Origin of the sequence: Kocuria sp. UBA1838, assembly GCF_002338785.1 — a bacterium.
Taxonomy (GTDB): domain Bacteria; phylum Actinomycetota; class Actinomycetes; order Actinomycetales; family Micrococcaceae; genus Kocuria; species Kocuria marina.
In genome coordinates this window covers 22,648-37,026 of record NZ_DDIY01000018.1, presented here as the reverse complement: position 1 = coordinate 37,026, position 14,379 = coordinate 22,648, and the positions used below count along the sequence as shown (strand labels likewise).

Genomic DNA, 14,379 nt, shown 5'->3' with positions numbered 1-14,379 from the left:
CCGACTAATCAGCGACCCGAGTAGCCGCCGTTGTCCGGGCGGTTCTTCCGACGCGGCCGGTCCTGCTGGTAGGACCCGCCACGGGAACGGCCGCCGCCGCGATCGTCGCGGTAACCGCCACGATCCTCGCGGTACCCACCGCGATCCTGGTAGCCGCCCCGGTCCTCACGGTATCCCCCGCGGTCACCACGGTCGCCGCGGTAGCCCCCGCGGTCGTTGCTCGAGCCCCGATCCCCGCGGTACCCGCCCCGGTCGTTGCGGGGTCCACGGTCACGGTCACCGCCGCGGAAGGGCTTGCCCCCGCGCGCGCCACCGGGTCCGCGATCCTCCTGGATCCGGATGGGCGAACCGTTGATCTGGGTGTTGGCCAGCTTGTCGAGGGTTCCCGCGGGGAGGTTCTCGGGCAGACCCACAAGCGTGAACGTGGGGCGGATGTCGATCGCACCGATCTGCGAACCGTTGAGACCGCCCTCGTGCGTGAGGGCACCCACCACGGCGCCGGGGACTACGCGATCGCGGTGCCCCACGGCCAGCTTGTAGGTCTTCATCCCGGCCTCGTCCCCCGGGGAACGGCGATTGCGGGGGCCGTCGCCGTCACGGCGCTCGCGGTCCCGCTTGCGCTGCGGCAGCTCGGGCAGGTCCTCCAGGAGGAACGGGCGGCCGTTCTGGGCGATCACGGCGAGCGCAGCGGCGACCTCGACGGCGTCGACGTCGTGCTCGGACTCGTATTGCTTCACGAGCTCACGGAACAGCGAGAGGTCCTCGGAGTCGATGGTCTCCTCGATCTGCTGCGCGAAGTTCTCCTTGCGGGTCTGGTTGACCTCGTCCGTGGAGGGCACGCGCATCTGTTCGACGGGCTGGCGGGTGGCCTTCTCGATCGCGCGCAGCAGGTACTTCTCGCGCGGGGTCATGAACAGGATGGCCTCACCCTTACGCCCCGCGCGGCCGGTGCGGCCGATGCGGTGCACGTAGGACTCGGTGTCGTGGGGGATGTCGTAGTTGACCACCAGGGAGATCCGCTCGACGTCCAGACCGCGGGCTGCAACGTCCGTGGCCACGAGGATGTCGATCTTGCCGTCGCGCAGCGAGTCCACGGTGCGCTCGCGCAGGTTCTGTGGGATGTCACCGTTGATCGCGGCGGCGGTGTAGCCGCGGGCCTTGAGCTTGTCCGCGATCTCCTCCGTGGCGGCCTTGGTACGCACGAAGACGATCACGCCGTCGTAGTCCTCGACCTCGAGCACGCGGGTCATGGCGTCCAGCTTGTGCGGGCCCATGACCTGCATGTACCGCTGCCGGGTGTTGCTGCCCGTAGTGGTCTTGGCCTTGACCGTGATCTCCTGGGGGTCATGCAGGTACTGCTGCGCGATCCGGCGGATGGCCTTGGGCATAGTGGCGGAGAACAGAGCCACCTGCTTCTCCGTGGGGGTCTGCGCCAGGATCTTCTCGACGTCCTCGGAGAAGCCCATGCGCAGCATCTCGTCCGCCTCGTCCAACACCACGTACGCGATGTCGTCCAGGTTGAGCGAGCCCTTGGCCAGGTGGTCGATCACGCGCCCCGGGGTTCCCACGACCACCTGCGCGCCGCGCTTGAGGCCCGCGAGCTGCGGACCGTACGAGGAGCCGCCGTACACGGGCAGCACGGTGAAGTCGTCCAGGTGGGTCGCGTAGGAGCCGAAGGCCTCGGCGACCTGCAGCGCGAGTTCGCGGGTCGGCGCGAGCACCAGCACGCGCGTGCTGCGGTGCGGGCCGTGCAGGTCGGACAGCTCCGCGAGCTTGGACAGTGCGGGCACCGCGAACGCGGCGGTCTTGCCCGTACCGGTCTGCGCGAGCCCGACGACGTCGCGGCCGCTCAGCAACGCGGGGATTGTCGCGGCCTGGATGGGCGAGGGGTACTCGTAGCCCACCTCGTCCAGTGCCGCCAGCACACGCGCGTCCACGCCCAGTTCGGCGAACGTAGGCAGGTTCGGTTCGGACTTCTCGGCGTCGGCGGGCTTCTCCGTGGAGCTGTTCTCGGCGCGCTTCTCGGCAGAGTCGTTCTCGACGGGCTGCTCGGCCGGCTCGGCGGCGTCGTCGTCCCGGGCGGGCTGCTCGGCCTCGGAAGGCTGGTCGGCGGGCTCGGTTGCCTCGCCGCTGTCGGTGCGCTGCGCGTCGACGACGACGTCGTGGTTGTCGGGGGCGTCGGTCACGGCGGGAGCGGCGTCGCGCTCGGGGGTTTCGTGCTCGGGGGTCTCGTTGTGGGGATTTTCGTTCTGGGACAGGGAGTCAGTGGACACGGAAGAACCTCGCTTCGGTGGAATGGAGTGATTGTCACCGGTGCGCGCGGTACTACCGCTGAAGTCCTGGACCGACATGCCCGCTACGGCGAAACGGTTACGACAGACAAGAAACCGGGATGATAAACCACTAGCCTACCGCACGGCCGGGCCATGTTAGGCCGATCTGCGGGCCACCACGATGTTCGCCTCGTCACTCACGACCGTGTAGTCGACCCCGTACATGTCCCGCGCGTAGCCCGTGACGTCCGCTGGTGGCTCGCCGCTCCACGTCCCGCCGAGCCGGTCCACGACCACGTACTCGGGGGCGGGATCGTCCCCGTTGCCGATCCAGTGCACGCGGGTGGTGCTCACGAGCCCGTTCATGAGCGAGAGGTCCGTGGCCACGCTCGCCCCGTGCGGGATGCGCTCCACCGCGGCGGCCTTGGCGTCCTGACGCGGATCGGGTTGCCATGCCTCGGCGGTGGCCAGTTGCGCTAGCGGTTGCTGGGTGCCCACCGCGAGCGCGACGACCAGCGCCGCCCACGGGGCCGCGCGCGCCATGGTGCGCAGCACCGCACCCTCGCCGGGGAGGAACGGTAAGCGGTCACGGGTGAGGCGTCCGTTCGAGGCCCCGCTCCCGGCATGATCCCCCGCGGTTCCTCGGCGCGCCGGGCCGTCTCGGACGACGACGTCGCTCCCCGCCTCCCGCGCGCGATCCGCATCGTTGCGGAGCCGATCGATGGCGTCCACGAGCGCCACGAAGACCACGGGCATCAACACCGCGCTGTAGTGCCACCCCGGCCCCCAGTAGCCGTGGTTGGGGGACAGCATGCGCCACGCGAGCGTGGGCAGCGCCACCAGCGCGAGGGGTGAGCGCACCGCCACCACGGCGCCGATCAGCAGCAGGAGCAGCCACGTGACAAGCTTCTCAACCGGGACGACCTGCAACACGACCACGGAGGTGGGATCGCGCAGCAGAAGTGCCAGGTCGATCTTGTCCGAGTACGCGAACTCCCCCGCGGGGTTGAGCGCGGGCAGGATCACCCCCACCGCGAGCGCGGAGGCCAGGATGCCCCACACCATGAGTGCTGCGCCCCACCGCGCGGCCGGATCCCGCAGGACCGCTCTCGCGGGATCCGCCGATGTCTGTGCGACGCCGCGGTCCCCATCCTGGCGGGCATCCGCGGTGACACGATCCTCAGTCCCGTGCACGTGCACGGCACTGCGCCCTGCGCCGCGGTGGGTGTAGGCGCGGAACTCGGCCCAGCGGCGTCGTACCGCACGGCTCCACCCACGCGCGAACGGGACCAGCGCGTGACCGAGCATGAGCGCCCCGATCACCGCGACCGTGACCCCCAGGTCTTCCTTGACGAGGGCCACGGGCACGCTCCACAGGGCGGCCGCGCGCCACCGCCGTTCCCGCAGTGCGCACAAACCGAGCGCGAGCAGCGGCACGGCGAGCGCGATCTCGTGGAACTGCACCGCGACCGCGTTCTGCAGTCCGAAGCTCGCCGCGTACGCCACGCCGATCGCGACGGCCGGGGCGGGGCGCAGGACATGCAGGGCACACCGCGTGACGACGGCGGCGGAGCTCCCGAAGAGGACGTCCTGCAGGATCATGAGGGTGAGTGCGGAGGGGAACACGGCGTAAATCGGTGCCAGGACGATCAGCAGCGGGTGGAAGTGATCCCCCAGGAGATTGAACCCGTGGCCCTTGATGTCCACGATCGGTGCGTGTCCGGAGGCGTACGCGGAGAGCAGTTGCGTGAAGATCGCGTTGTCCCACGAGGGGACGTCCCAGCGGATCCACTGGCTCCAGGAGAACGCGCAGTACACCGCGGTCGTGAACGCTCCCACGAGGACGGGTAGCAACCATGCGGGACGAGTCCGCCCGGGGTTGACCGATGCGGGGGAACGGGCCACGATCCTCCCTCCGGGGTGCCTGTGCCGGGCGGCGGGGTTGTCGGACCCAGTATGCCAGCCGGGTGCGCGCGAGGGTGTCGGAGACCCGTGGCATCATCTGCGCATGACCACCACGGTGCGGACAGCGCAAATCACCGGTTCGGGGGACTCCCCCACCCGGTTGCACTGGACGCCACCCGGGCCCGTGCACCTGGGCCAGACCCTGCGGGTGCTCGGGCGCGGTGCGGACGATCCCACGGTGCGCATCCTGAACGAGGACTGCGTGTGGATCACCACGCGCTCGAGCGGGTTGCCGGTGAGTGCGCGGTTCTCCCGCCCACCTCGCGTCGCGGGTGAGAACCCCCTGGACCGGGACGTCGTCGTGGACGCGTGGGGTCCGGGCGCGCAGCAGTGGTTGCCGTCCGCGCCCCGGTGGGTGGGCCACGACGATTCGTGGGAGGAGTTCGAGTCCTCGGCGGGTTTTGCGCAGTTGCCGCACCGGCTCGTCAGGGCGCGCCACGACCACCCGGGGATGCGCTTGCCGGCCACGGGCACCGTCCTGGACCGCGCCGTCGTCTCCATCCTGGAACAGCGTGTCACGGCGATCGAGGCCGTGCGGGCGTACCGGGCGCTGCTGCGCTGGATCGGTGAGGAGGCACCCGGGCCCGCTCCGCGCGGGATGCGGGTGCCGCCCACGGCCGAGCAGTGGCGCAGGGTGCCGTCCTGGCAGTGGCACCGGGCGGGCGTGGACCCCGCCCGTTCCGCGACGGTCATGCGCACGGTGCAGCGGGCGTCGGCCCTGGAGCGCCTTGGCCGGGAGCCGGATCCGGCGCGGGTGCGGGCCGCAGTGCAATCGATCAGCGGGATCGGTGTGTGGACGGCCGCGGAGATCACCCAGTGCACCCACGCAGACCCGGACGGCGTGAGCGTGCGGGACTTCCATCTGGCCGACTACGTGTGCTGGTTCTTCGACGGCGCCCCCGGATCGGACGAGCGCATGCTCGAACTGCTCGAACCGTGGCGAGGTCACCGGCAGCGGGTCGTGCGGCTCATCAAGGCCAGTGGGCACCGCAAACCCGCGTTCGGACCCCGCCTCACACCCCAGGATCATCGTCACCACTGACGGGGTTTGATGGGCCCGCCCCTGGATCGGCGCCGCCGCGGCGAATGGGCTACTCCAGAGCGGCGTCGCCCCACAGAGCGGGCGGGGCATGATGTCGCGTGCCGCGCGTGCTGCTCTCCCGCGGAGGACAGCCCGACTGAGGTTTGGCTTGCCTGCCTGGCGGGGTTTTCATTTGCGACGCAAACTATCTGCATGGCACAGCACACCGCGGTGGAACCGCACGCGACCAAGTCCGGGGAGAAAATGAACAAGCTGCGCGCCGGGGTCCTGGGCGCGAACGACGGCATCGTGTCCGTGGCCGCGACCGTCGTCGGCGTGGCCGGGGCCACCGCGGCCACGACGCCCGTGCTCGTGGCCGGTTCGGCCGCCGTGATCGGCGGCGCACTGTCCATGGCGCTGGGCGAGTACGTGTCCGTGTCGAGTCAGAAGGATTCGCAGGAAGCTCTCATCGAGAAGGAGAAGTGGGAGCTACAGGCCATGCCGGAGGCCGAGCTCGACGAACTCACGCAGATCTACCGGGATCGCGGGTTGAGCGAGACCACGGCCCGACAGGTCGCGGTGGAACTGTCCGAGAAGGACGTGTTGCGTGCCCACCTGGATGCCGAACTCGGGATTGACCCGGATGACATTCCCAGCCCGTGGGGTGCCGCGATCTCCTCCGCGGTGGCGTTCCTGCTGGGTTCATTGTTGCCGCTGCTGGCCATCCTGCTCCCGCCCGCCCCATGGCGGATCCCCGTCACGTTCGTGGCCGTGCTCGTGGCGCTCGCGCTCACAGGGACGCTCGGTGCCCGGTTGGGTGACACCCCGCACGTGGCCCGTGCCGCGACCCGCGTGGTGGTGGGCGGTGCGCTGGCCCTGGGTGCGACCTTCCTCATCGGTTCCCTGCTGGGGGTTTCCGCGGCGTGACGGGCCGCAGGAAGAACGACTGACGGGCGGCGGGGTCCCACATCCCGCCGGACAAGCGGCCCGGGCATTCAGACCGGATATACGGAGAGGGCGACTCCTTCGGGAGCCGCCCTCCGTGTTTCATGGGCGTGTGCCGTGTGGCGCGGGCATCACATCATCTGTGTATGACGAGAAGTGCGCGCCACTGCCGGGTCTACATACGCCGTGGAACTCAGGATCAGTTCTGCTGATCCCCCGCGGCGCCGGTCTCCGCCTCGGCGGCCTGCTTCTCGACCTCCGCGCGGACCTCGTTCATGTCCAGGTTCTTGACGGCGTCGATGACCTGCTCGAGCGAGGATGCGGGAAGCGCGCCGGGCTGCGAGAACACCATGATGCCCTCGCGGAACGCCATGAGCGTGGGGATCGAGGAGATCTGGGCGGCGGCGGCCAGGCCCTGCTCGGCCTCGGTGTCCACCTTGCCGAATACGATCTCGGGGTTGTTCTCGGAGGCGGCCTCGTAGGTGGGTGCGAACTGCTTGCACGGTCCGCACCAGTCCGCCCACCAGTCCAGCAACACGATGTCGTTGTCAGAAATGGTCTGGCCCAGGGTGTCCTGGGTGATGTCTACAGTAGCCATGAAACCAGCGTAGGACTCCGTTCCGCCGGGCTCCAGAACGTTCACTGCGGGCTCAAGGAACGCCCTGGGCGCCGCGCCGTCGGCATTCCCAGGAATCACCCGTGAGGAGCCACCCGTGACCTTCAGACTCGGTATCGCCACGTGGGGGGGAACGCGCTCCCCACCCCGACACGGGTGAGCTTCCCAGCCCGCGGGAGGGGTTCCTGCAGCTCACCGAGTTGGCCCGCACCGCGGACCGGGTGGGCCTGGACATCGTGGCCGTCGGTGAGGGTCACGGGGCGGAGCACGTCAACCCGGATCCGTTGCAGCTGCGGGCCGCGGGACACGGGATCGGCGTGATGCTCAACGTCATGGAAGGCCGTTGGGACCAGCTCGTGCCGTACGTCAAGGCGTACCGGGAGGCGCTGCGCGGCTTCAGGCACTCCACGCGCGGCGCGGTGGGCCTGCTGCTGCCGGGCCTCGTGGTGTCCGACGACGACGACGCCCGCTCCCCCGACGCCCTCACCCTCGCCTATCCGCACTTCGCCGCCAGCACGAGAACCTTCGGCGCCGCAAGCGCCGACGACCCCGCGTGGACACCGGAGGAGTTCCGCGAACAGTGCGGGCCGGAGGGTGCGCTGCTCGTGGGCGGTGTGAGCGACGTCGTCACCAAACTGCGGGCCATGCGCGAGACGTTGGAGCTGGATCGGGTGCTCGTGCGCGTGGACGTGGACGGCCTGCCCCACGACGCGGCGCTGCGGACCGTGGAACTGCTCGGTCGAGAGGTCCTCCCGGCGCTGCGCTGAGCCCACCCCCGCTGCTCGGAACTCCCGCACCTGCCGTCCACCCCGCTACCCACATCCATGGGCTCCGCCCCGACACATCACGCCCCATCCTGCGGCTTTTACTGAGCTAAAGCAGAAATGGGCGCCCTCAGCTGCTTGTGCTCCACTAGGAATTCGATGCGGTCGGCACAGAGGGCGGATGAGCCGCGGAGCAGGGCGCGGCAGAGCTTGGCAGGGAAGTCGCGACTGCAGCAGGGCCCTGGGACGAAAGAAGGGGCTCCCCGGATCATGTCATCCGGGGAGCCCCTTCGGGATGATCGCTCATCCCCGTGGGTGGCAGGTGAGGGATTCGAACCCCCGTAGGCAGTGCCAGCTGATTTACAGTCAGCCCCCTTTGGCCGCTCGGGTAACCTGCCGAGAGCGCACAGAGCGCATTGCACCCCCGCCGTGCGGGAGCACCTCAACATTACACAGCACACCCCCCGTCCCCCAAATCAGCGCGGGTGCCCCCAGAACCCCTGAACGGCCGGGAGCGTGACATCGGTGCCCCCACGCGGGTGACCGCGAACTGCGCGGGGAGCCCGATCACCACCGATCCGCCCGGTTCCGGCACGAATGCGCTCATCGCGGGCAATTAGGCTGGTGGGTGACATCACGCACCCAACACGCCCAGGAGGACAACCGTGGCTTCGGAATCATCATTCGACGTGGTCAGCAAGGTCGACAAGCAGGAAGTGTCCAACGCCCTGAACCAGGCCCAGAAGGAAGTGGCCCAGCGCTACGACTTCCGCGGGGTGGGCGCGGATATCGACTTCTCCGGCGAGAAGATCCTGATCAAGGCCAATTCGGAGGAGCGTGCCCAGGCCGTCCTGGACGTCTTCCAGTCCAAGCTGGTCAAGCGCGGGATCTCCCTGAAGTCCCTGGACGACGGTGAGCCCTACGCCTCCGGCAAGGAGTACCGCATCGAGTGCTCTATCAAGGAGGGCATCGCCCAGGACCAGGCCAAGAAGATCACCAAGCTCATCCGTGACGAGGGCCCCAAGGGTGTCAAGGCCACCATCCAGGGTGATGAACTGCGCGTCTCGTCCAAGTCCCGTGACGACCTGCAGGACGTGATCGCGCTGCTCAAGGGATCGGACGTGGAGGTCGACCTGCAGTTCGTGAACTACCGCTAACGTGACCCGGCCCCGGCGCTGCGCCAGCACCGCGTCGGCCCCACGCCCGTCACACGCCGGTCCGCATCCGGAGACCAGGAAGCCGTGAGCCCCGAGCGGGGATCACGGCTTCTTCCGTAAGGGGTTCGCCCCCCGGGCACGACGGCGGACACGCGGGCCGCAGTCGTGGGACGACGCGACGGGCCAGTCGCACGCGACGCCCACCGCGACGTCGAAACCCGAACGCCGCGTCAGCGGCCGTAGAACCCGCCGTTGCGTGCCATGTTCTGCAGCCGCTGCACGCGGTCGTCGGTGGAGGGGTGGGTGCGGAACAGGCCGGAGACCGCACCGCCGCGGAACGGGTTGGCGATCATCAGGTGGGACGTGTTGACCACCTTCTGGTCCTCCGGGTTCATGGGCCGCTGGGACGCGCCGCTCTCGATCTTGCGCAGTGCCGAGGCGAGCGCAAGGGGGTCGCCGGTGAGCTTGGCGCCGTCCTCGTCGGCGTCGTACTCGCGCGTGCGGGAGATGGCGAGCTGGATCACGGTGGCCGCGACGGGTGCGAGGAACGCCATGAGCAACCCCACGAGCATGTTGCCACCACGGTTGTCATCACCGCGCCCGCCGCCGAAGATGGCCGCGAACTGCAGCACCTGCGCGGCGGACGTGATGAGTCCCGCCACCGCGGCCGCCACGGACGAGGTCAGGATGTCCCTGTTGTACACGTGCATGAGTTCGTGGCCGAGCACCGCGCGCAGCTCGCGTTCGTCGAGCATCTGCAGGATCCCCTCGGTGCAACACACCGCGGCGTTGTCCGGGTTGCGTCCGGTGGCGAACGCATTGGGGCTCATGGTGGGCGCGATGTACAGCCGCGGCATGGGCTGCTCCGCCCGGCGGGAGAGCTCCTCCACGATCCGGTACATGGCCGGTGCCTGTTGCGGGCTCACGGGCACCGCTCGCATGGACCGGATGGCGAGCTTGTCCGAGTTCCAGTAGCTGTATGCGGTACTGATCAGCCCGATCACCGCGAACAGGATGATGAAGAACGAGCTGCGCGTGGCCCCGGCGATGATCCAGCCGATCGCCAGCAACACCACCCACATACCGCCCAACAGCAGCACAGTCTTCAGTCCGTTGTAATGGCGGTGCATTCAGTGTTCTCCTGTGGGGTCTAGCGGGGCAAGAAAATGTTGAGGGATACCGACGGTACCAATGCGGACGGCGGCAACGGCGGCGCGGGCAGTGGGGGAAATGTGGGCAGCGGGGGCAGCCCGTCGAGGCAGATGATCTCCCGCCCTCCCATTCCGAGCGACACCTCGCAACCGGGGTCCGTGGTCGTCGGGGGCGGTGGTGCCACCCCCGTCGAGGGGGACGGGACCGGTGTTTGCGTAGCGTCCGACGGCGCGGGGGAGGTTCCCTCGCCCGGGTCCGCGGGGTTCCCTCCCGGGTCCGCGTCACCCGGGGACGGGCTCGGCGACGGCGTGGGCGGGACGTCCGGATCGGTGCCGAGGTCGGGGGCAGAGGACGACGTCGCACCGCCCGCTCCGTTGCCCGGCGCACCCGGGTCCCCGGGCAGTGGCGCACCGCCCGGCCAGCGACCTTGCGAGTCACCCTGATTGCGGCCGGCCTGGCCGTCCGGGCCTTGTCCCTGGGGGACGTCCTCGCGGGCCTGCTTGGGGCGGGACGCGTCGGAATCGCCGAGGGCCACGGACCCTCCACCGTCGGAACCGCCCGAGTCCCCCTGAGCCACGGACGCGGAATCTCCACCATCGGCGGCACCGCCGTCCGAGTCCCGACCGGCGGAATCCCCAGCGCGGGAATCACTGCCGTCCGCCTCGTCGTCGCGACCGGCTGCGGGTGTCTCGGAGGAACCGCGGGCGCCGGACGCAGCGGCGTCGCCGTCGGAAGAGTTCACATCCGGGGGGACGGCGGCGGCGGGCGCACCGCCCGAGGGATCGTCCGGCGAGTTGGACACGGCCACGAGCCCCACGGCCGCGGCGGCCGCAACCAGGACGCCGACCGCGGCGATCGCCAGGCCCGTACCGGACGATGCGAACGCAGCAATCCCCGTGGACTGCCCTGCGGCTGCAGCCCCGGACGAGGCGCCCGCGCCGGCCCCGGAGCCGCCGGCACCCGGACCCCCGGAGGTTGCGATGGCGCTCCCCGCCGCGCCGTCGAAAGCCGGGGTCCCCGCGACTCCCGGAGCCTGGGACGCGGCACCCCCGAAGCCCGCCAGGGACGTGCCGGTGAGCGCGTCCACGAGCCGACCGCCCGCACCGGCCCACAACGGAAGTCCGGCCAGGACGGGCAGGAGCCAACCCCGCATCCCGATCCCGAGGTCCTGGAGCTGCAGGTACTCGGCGGTGCAGCGGGGACAGCGGTCCAGGTGTTCCTGCACGACCTTGGTGCGCGACGGGGTCAGGGAATCGCGCGCGAACGCACCGAGCTGTCGTGAATACTCGCCGCAGTCCTCGAGGGCCCGCGCCGAGACGTGTTCCTGCATGTAGGCGGTGCGGAGTCCCTCCCGTGCGCGCGTGCCCAGCGCGGAGACCGCGTTGGGTTGAATGCCCACGGCGGAGGCCACCTGACGCGGCTTGCGCCCCTCGATCTCGAGGTACCACAGCACTTCCTGCCAGCGCTCTGGCAGGGACGCGAACGCGCGGGCCACCACCACGGAGTCCACCTGGCGCACTACGGTGTCCTCGAACAGTTGCACACGGTCCAGCGGCCCGTCCGGTTGGGGGTCCACGGGACGCGTGCGGCTGAGTTCGTTGGCGCGGTCCGCAGCGAGCCGGGACACGGCCGTAACGAGGTAGGCGCGCAGGAACTCCCGGGGGCCCTTGCCCTCCTTGAGCAGCGCGAACACGCGCGTGAACGCCTCGGAGACGAGGTCCTCCGCTTCCGGCTCGTTGCGGGAATGCATGCGGGCCACGGCCAGTGCCGCCCCGCGGTGCCGTTCGTAGAGCGTGGCGAAGGCATGCGAGTCACCCTCGCGGACCGCGCGTAACAGGTGTTCGTCGCTGATGCGTTGGCCGCCCTGGCCCGGGTGGTCCCCGGTGCCGGGAACTGCTCTGTGTGACATGGCGCTCTCTGCCCACTGGAAGTAACTCGGTACCTCCATTGTGACAGCCGCGGGCGCTGCGCGGCAGTCCGCGACCCCGCCCCTCCCCCGCGTTCCCGCTGTCACCGCGCCAGCCCGGTCATGGCCGGGGGCGGGACCGGCGCCCCCACGCCGGTCCCGCCCCCGTCTCCTAGTGCCATCTCCCTCCCCCGCGCCGGACAGCCCGTCCGGCAAAGAGACGCTCTCACCCGCCGCGTGCCGCGCGATGTGTCCCCGTGGTGATCGCGGCACCGGTTCGCCGGTCCCAGAGCGATCGGACCGTCCGGGATCCCGCGCAGCCCGCGCGGGATCCACTACGTAGACGCACGGGATCGGAAATCATGACGCGAGATCCGAAAACTTTTTTCGCGGGTCCCGTCACGGATGACGACGCCGCTGCGCGCGGCCTTCCGCGCGCCCGTCCCGGACCGCGACGGCCCCACGTGGCGGGCGGGCCGCGAGCGCACCACGGCGGTGACCCGGGACCGCGGGGGGCATGTCGGCGGGGACGGCGGCGTTGACAGCGCGGGAGCGCCGTGAGTGCAACTATTGTGAGTGGCTCAGAATAAGAATAGAATGGACCCCATGGAGACCACCGTTCAGGCTGCACCGCACCCGTCGCGGGATGCGTGGACCTCGCATCTGCGCTCGCACGGGCGCAGGGTCACCAGACAACGTCTTGCCGTGTTGGACGCCGTGTCCGCGGTTCCGCACGCCACCGCCGAGGACACCGTGCAGCAGGTTCGCTCCGTGCTGCCCAACATGTCCGTCCAGTCCGTCTACGTGGTCCTCGCGGACCTCGCGGCGATCGGGATGGTGTCCAAGTTCGAGCCGCCCGGATCCCCCGCGCGCTACGAGATCCGCACCGGGGACAACCACCACCATGCGTACTGCGTGCGCTGCGGAGTGGTCCAGGACGTGCCGTGCGCCGTGGGCCATGCCCCGTGCCTCACGCCGTCCCAGGACCACGGCTTCGAGCTGCTAGCCGCGGAGGTCGTCTACCGGGGTGTGTGCCCCCGCTGCCAGGAAGAGCTCGCGGCGAGCGCGACCGAGGCCCGCTGAGCCACGCTCTGACACCGGCTCCCTGACGCGCGGCCCCTGACATACAGCCCTGGCGCACCCCCGGACACGCCCCGCGGGTGTGGAAACTGCGGACGAGATGCGCCGCAATTCCGACCCACCGACCTCTCAGTCGCGAGGCTGCGAGGTACCGCCCTGTTCGCGCTGCGTGACGAGCTCCAGCATCTCCCGCAGCTGCGCCGTGGGCAGGGTGGCCACGGGGGCCATGGCATTGAGGCAGATGGCCGCCGCACCCGATTCGAGCGCGAACTCCAGGATCTTCCGGGACGGGGCCGAGCGCACCGTGAGCGCCGGGTCGAGGGCGGCCACCTCCGCCGCGGACGTGAAGACCAGCAGGGTGTCCGGTGCGGCGCCCTCCTCGGAGGGTTGGACCATGACCGGGATCGCGTTCTCCCCCTCGTCCCGGGTGCCGAGCATGAGGTGGCCGTTCGGGTTGAGCAGGGCCCCCAGGACGTCCGCCATGGCATTGTCCAGCAGCGCTTGCTTGAGTGCCTCGTTGTGGGGTGAGCGGCCCACCCACTCGATCTGCTGGCGGGGGATCCGCAGGGCGTGTTCGGACGCCGGGTCCACCACGATCTCGTCGTACTGGGTGTCCTGCACGACCATCTCGATCATCGCGCTCGCGCGCTGGCGCAGCAGGACGGGTTCGGCTAGATCCGGGTTCTTGTTGCTGCGGGTGAACATCTCGCGGGCCTGCTCGGCGGTCGTATACACGGCCAGTGCGCGACCGCCGTCGGGCTGGGCGACCGCCTGGACCCGGATGTGGGACTGCGGCCCCACGGGCTGGCCGTCCTCCCCCGGGACCAGGTCCGATCCGGAGATGTCCAGCAGCACGGTCCCGGCCAACGCCTCGCGCAGGGCCCCGGCCAGGGTCCGCTCCCCGGGTTCGCGTGTGAACGCCTCGGCCGCCGCGCGCAACCGGGGGTGCACGTCCCCGTGGGAGTCGTCCTCTGAGGTCGGTGCGAACGGCAGCTCGACCCCGGCCTCATCGGCCAGTTCCAGGGCCCACAGCGGCGTGCGCTCCTGGGTACGCGGGAACTCAGTCAGCTGAGCCAGCACGTCCCGGCCCGTGTAGGCGCCCTCGTCCGCGTAGGGGCGGGGCAGCTCCCGGAAATTGTAGGACGCGCTCGTGTGCAGCGTGGGCTCGGGCCACCCGCTCGCGGCGATGCTCACGGACGCGGTGAACCAGCTCCCCCGCCCGGGCACCGCGCAGCTGCGCTGCAGTTGCGCGATCGTCTCCAGCACCGGGCTGTCCTGCTTGATGGGCCCTGCCGCCCCGGGGATCACGGAGCCGTCCCTGTTCTCGACCACCCGCAGATGGACCCGCCCGCCCTGGGGCTTGAACTCCACGAGCATGGTGTCCCAACCCGGTTCCGTGCGCAGGACGGACATCACCCATTCGCCCACCCGTGCCACGAGTTCACGCTCACCGGGTGCGGGGGTCGTCGATTCGGGCCGAGGCTCAGAGGTCATGGTGTG

General features: G+C 70.2%; 11 protein-coding genes and 1 tRNA gene. 5 read left to right on the top strand and 7 right to left on the bottom strand.

Annotated features, from left to right (window positions below):
* Positions 1-8: 8 nt before the first annotated feature.
* Complete coding sequence (locus tag B3I25_RS11060) at positions 9-2,273, bottom strand: DEAD/DEAH box helicase (RefSeq protein ID WP_414672710.1); 2,265 nt, start codon at positions 2,271-2,273, stop codon at positions 9-11.
* 156 nt (positions 2,274-2,429) lie between these two features.
* Complete coding sequence (locus B3I25_RS11055; protein ID WP_286739071.1) at positions 2,430-4,178, bottom strand: DUF2079 domain-containing protein; 1,749 nt, start codon at positions 4,176-4,178, stop codon at positions 2,430-2,432.
* Between the two features lie 103 nt (positions 4,179-4,281).
* Between B3I25_RS11055 and B3I25_RS11050 the strand changes: the two genes are divergently transcribed.
* Both B3I25_RS11050 and B3I25_RS11045 read left to right on the top strand, forming a co-directional pair.
* Positions 4,282-5,280 (top strand): DNA-3-methyladenine glycosylase family protein, encoded by a 999-nt coding sequence (locus B3I25_RS11050; protein ID WP_286739069.1) that lies wholly within the window; start codon positions 4,282-4,284, stop codon positions 5,278-5,280.
* Between the two features lie 192 nt (positions 5,281-5,472).
* Entirely contained in the window at positions 5,473-6,186 is a 714-nt protein-coding gene (locus B3I25_RS11045; protein ID WP_098055985.1) for a VIT1/CCC1 transporter family protein, read from the top strand.
* Positions 6,187-6,403: 217 nt separating this feature from the next.
* Here B3I25_RS11045 and B3I25_RS11040 read toward each other — a convergent pair whose 3' ends face one another.
* Positions 6,404-6,802 (bottom strand): thioredoxin family protein, encoded by a 399-nt coding sequence (locus tag B3I25_RS11040; RefSeq protein ID WP_064846723.1) that lies wholly within the window; start codon positions 6,800-6,802, stop codon positions 6,404-6,406.
* A 218-nt stretch (positions 6,803-7,020) separates the two neighbouring features.
* Between B3I25_RS11040 and B3I25_RS11035 the strand changes: the two genes are divergently transcribed.
* Positions 7,021-7,587 carry a hypothetical protein gene (locus B3I25_RS11035; RefSeq protein WP_286739067.1) on the top strand — a complete coding sequence of 189 codons (567 nt, stop codon included), beginning with the start codon at positions 7,021-7,023 and terminating at the stop codon, positions 7,585-7,587.
* A 313-nt stretch (positions 7,588-7,900) separates the two neighbouring features.
* Here B3I25_RS11035 and B3I25_RS11030 read toward each other — a convergent pair.
* Positions 7,901-7,982, bottom strand: a tRNA-Tyr gene (locus B3I25_RS11030).
* 267 nt (positions 7,983-8,249) lie between these two features.
* Here B3I25_RS11030 and B3I25_RS11025 point away from each other — a divergent pair.
* The gene (locus tag B3I25_RS11025) at positions 8,250-8,741 is read left to right on the top strand and encodes a YajQ family cyclic di-GMP-binding protein (protein WP_035960096.1); all 492 of its coding nucleotides are present in this window, start codon (positions 8,250-8,252) and stop codon (positions 8,739-8,741) included.
* Between the two features lie 230 nt (positions 8,742-8,971).
* Here the strand turns inward: B3I25_RS11025 and htpX are convergent, their stop codons facing one another.
* Together htpX and B3I25_RS11015 are read right to left on the bottom strand one after the other, a co-directional pair.
* Entirely contained in the window at positions 8,972-9,871 is a 900-nt protein-coding gene (gene htpX, locus B3I25_RS11020) for a zinc metalloprotease HtpX (RefSeq protein ID WP_286739064.1), read from the bottom strand.
* Between the two features lie 20 nt (positions 9,872-9,891).
* Complete coding sequence (locus tag B3I25_RS11015) at positions 9,892-11,802, bottom strand: sigma-70 family RNA polymerase sigma factor (protein WP_286739063.1); 1,911 nt, start codon at positions 11,800-11,802, stop codon at positions 9,892-9,894.
* A gap of 603 nt (positions 11,803-12,405) precedes the next feature.
* Between B3I25_RS11015 and B3I25_RS11010 the strand changes: the two genes are divergently transcribed.
* On the top strand, positions 12,406-12,882 hold the full coding sequence (locus tag B3I25_RS11010; protein ID WP_064846699.1) for a Fur family transcriptional regulator: 477 nt from the start codon (positions 12,406-12,408) through the stop codon (positions 12,880-12,882).
* Between the two features lie 126 nt (positions 12,883-13,008).
* On the opposite strand, the gene B3I25_RS11005 is transcribed toward B3I25_RS11010, so the two are convergent.
* Complete coding sequence (locus B3I25_RS11005; RefSeq protein ID WP_286739061.1) at positions 13,009-14,373, bottom strand: SseB family protein; 1,365 nt, start codon at positions 14,371-14,373, stop codon at positions 13,009-13,011.
* Positions 14,374-14,379: the final 6 nt, after the last annotated feature.

Bases quoted from the DNA above. Each gene is read 5' to 3' on its own strand.
- B3I25_RS11005 (WP_286739061.1), bottom strand. From the start codon at position 14,373: ATGACCTCTGAGCCTCGGCCCGAATCGACGACCCCCGCACCCGGTGAG.
- B3I25_RS11050 (WP_286739069.1), top strand. From the start codon at position 4,282: ATGACCACCACGGTGCGGACAGCGCAAATCACCGGTTCGGGGGACTCC.
- B3I25_RS11010 (WP_064846699.1), top strand. From the start codon at position 12,406: ATGGAGACCACCGTTCAGGCTGCACCGCACCCGTCGCGGGATGCGTGG.
- htpX (WP_286739064.1), bottom strand. From the start codon at position 9,871: ATGCACCGCCATTACAACGGACTGAAGACTGTGCTGCTGTTGGGCGGT.
- B3I25_RS11045 (WP_098055985.1), top strand. From the start codon at position 5,473: ATGGCACAGCACACCGCGGTGGAACCGCACGCGACCAAGTCCGGGGAG.
- B3I25_RS11015 (WP_286739063.1), bottom strand. From the start codon at position 11,802: ATGTCACACAGAGCAGTTCCCGGCACCGGGGACCACCCGGGCCAGGGC.
- B3I25_RS11040 (WP_064846723.1), bottom strand. From the start codon at position 6,802: ATGGCTACTGTAGACATCACCCAGGACACCCTGGGCCAGACCATTTCT.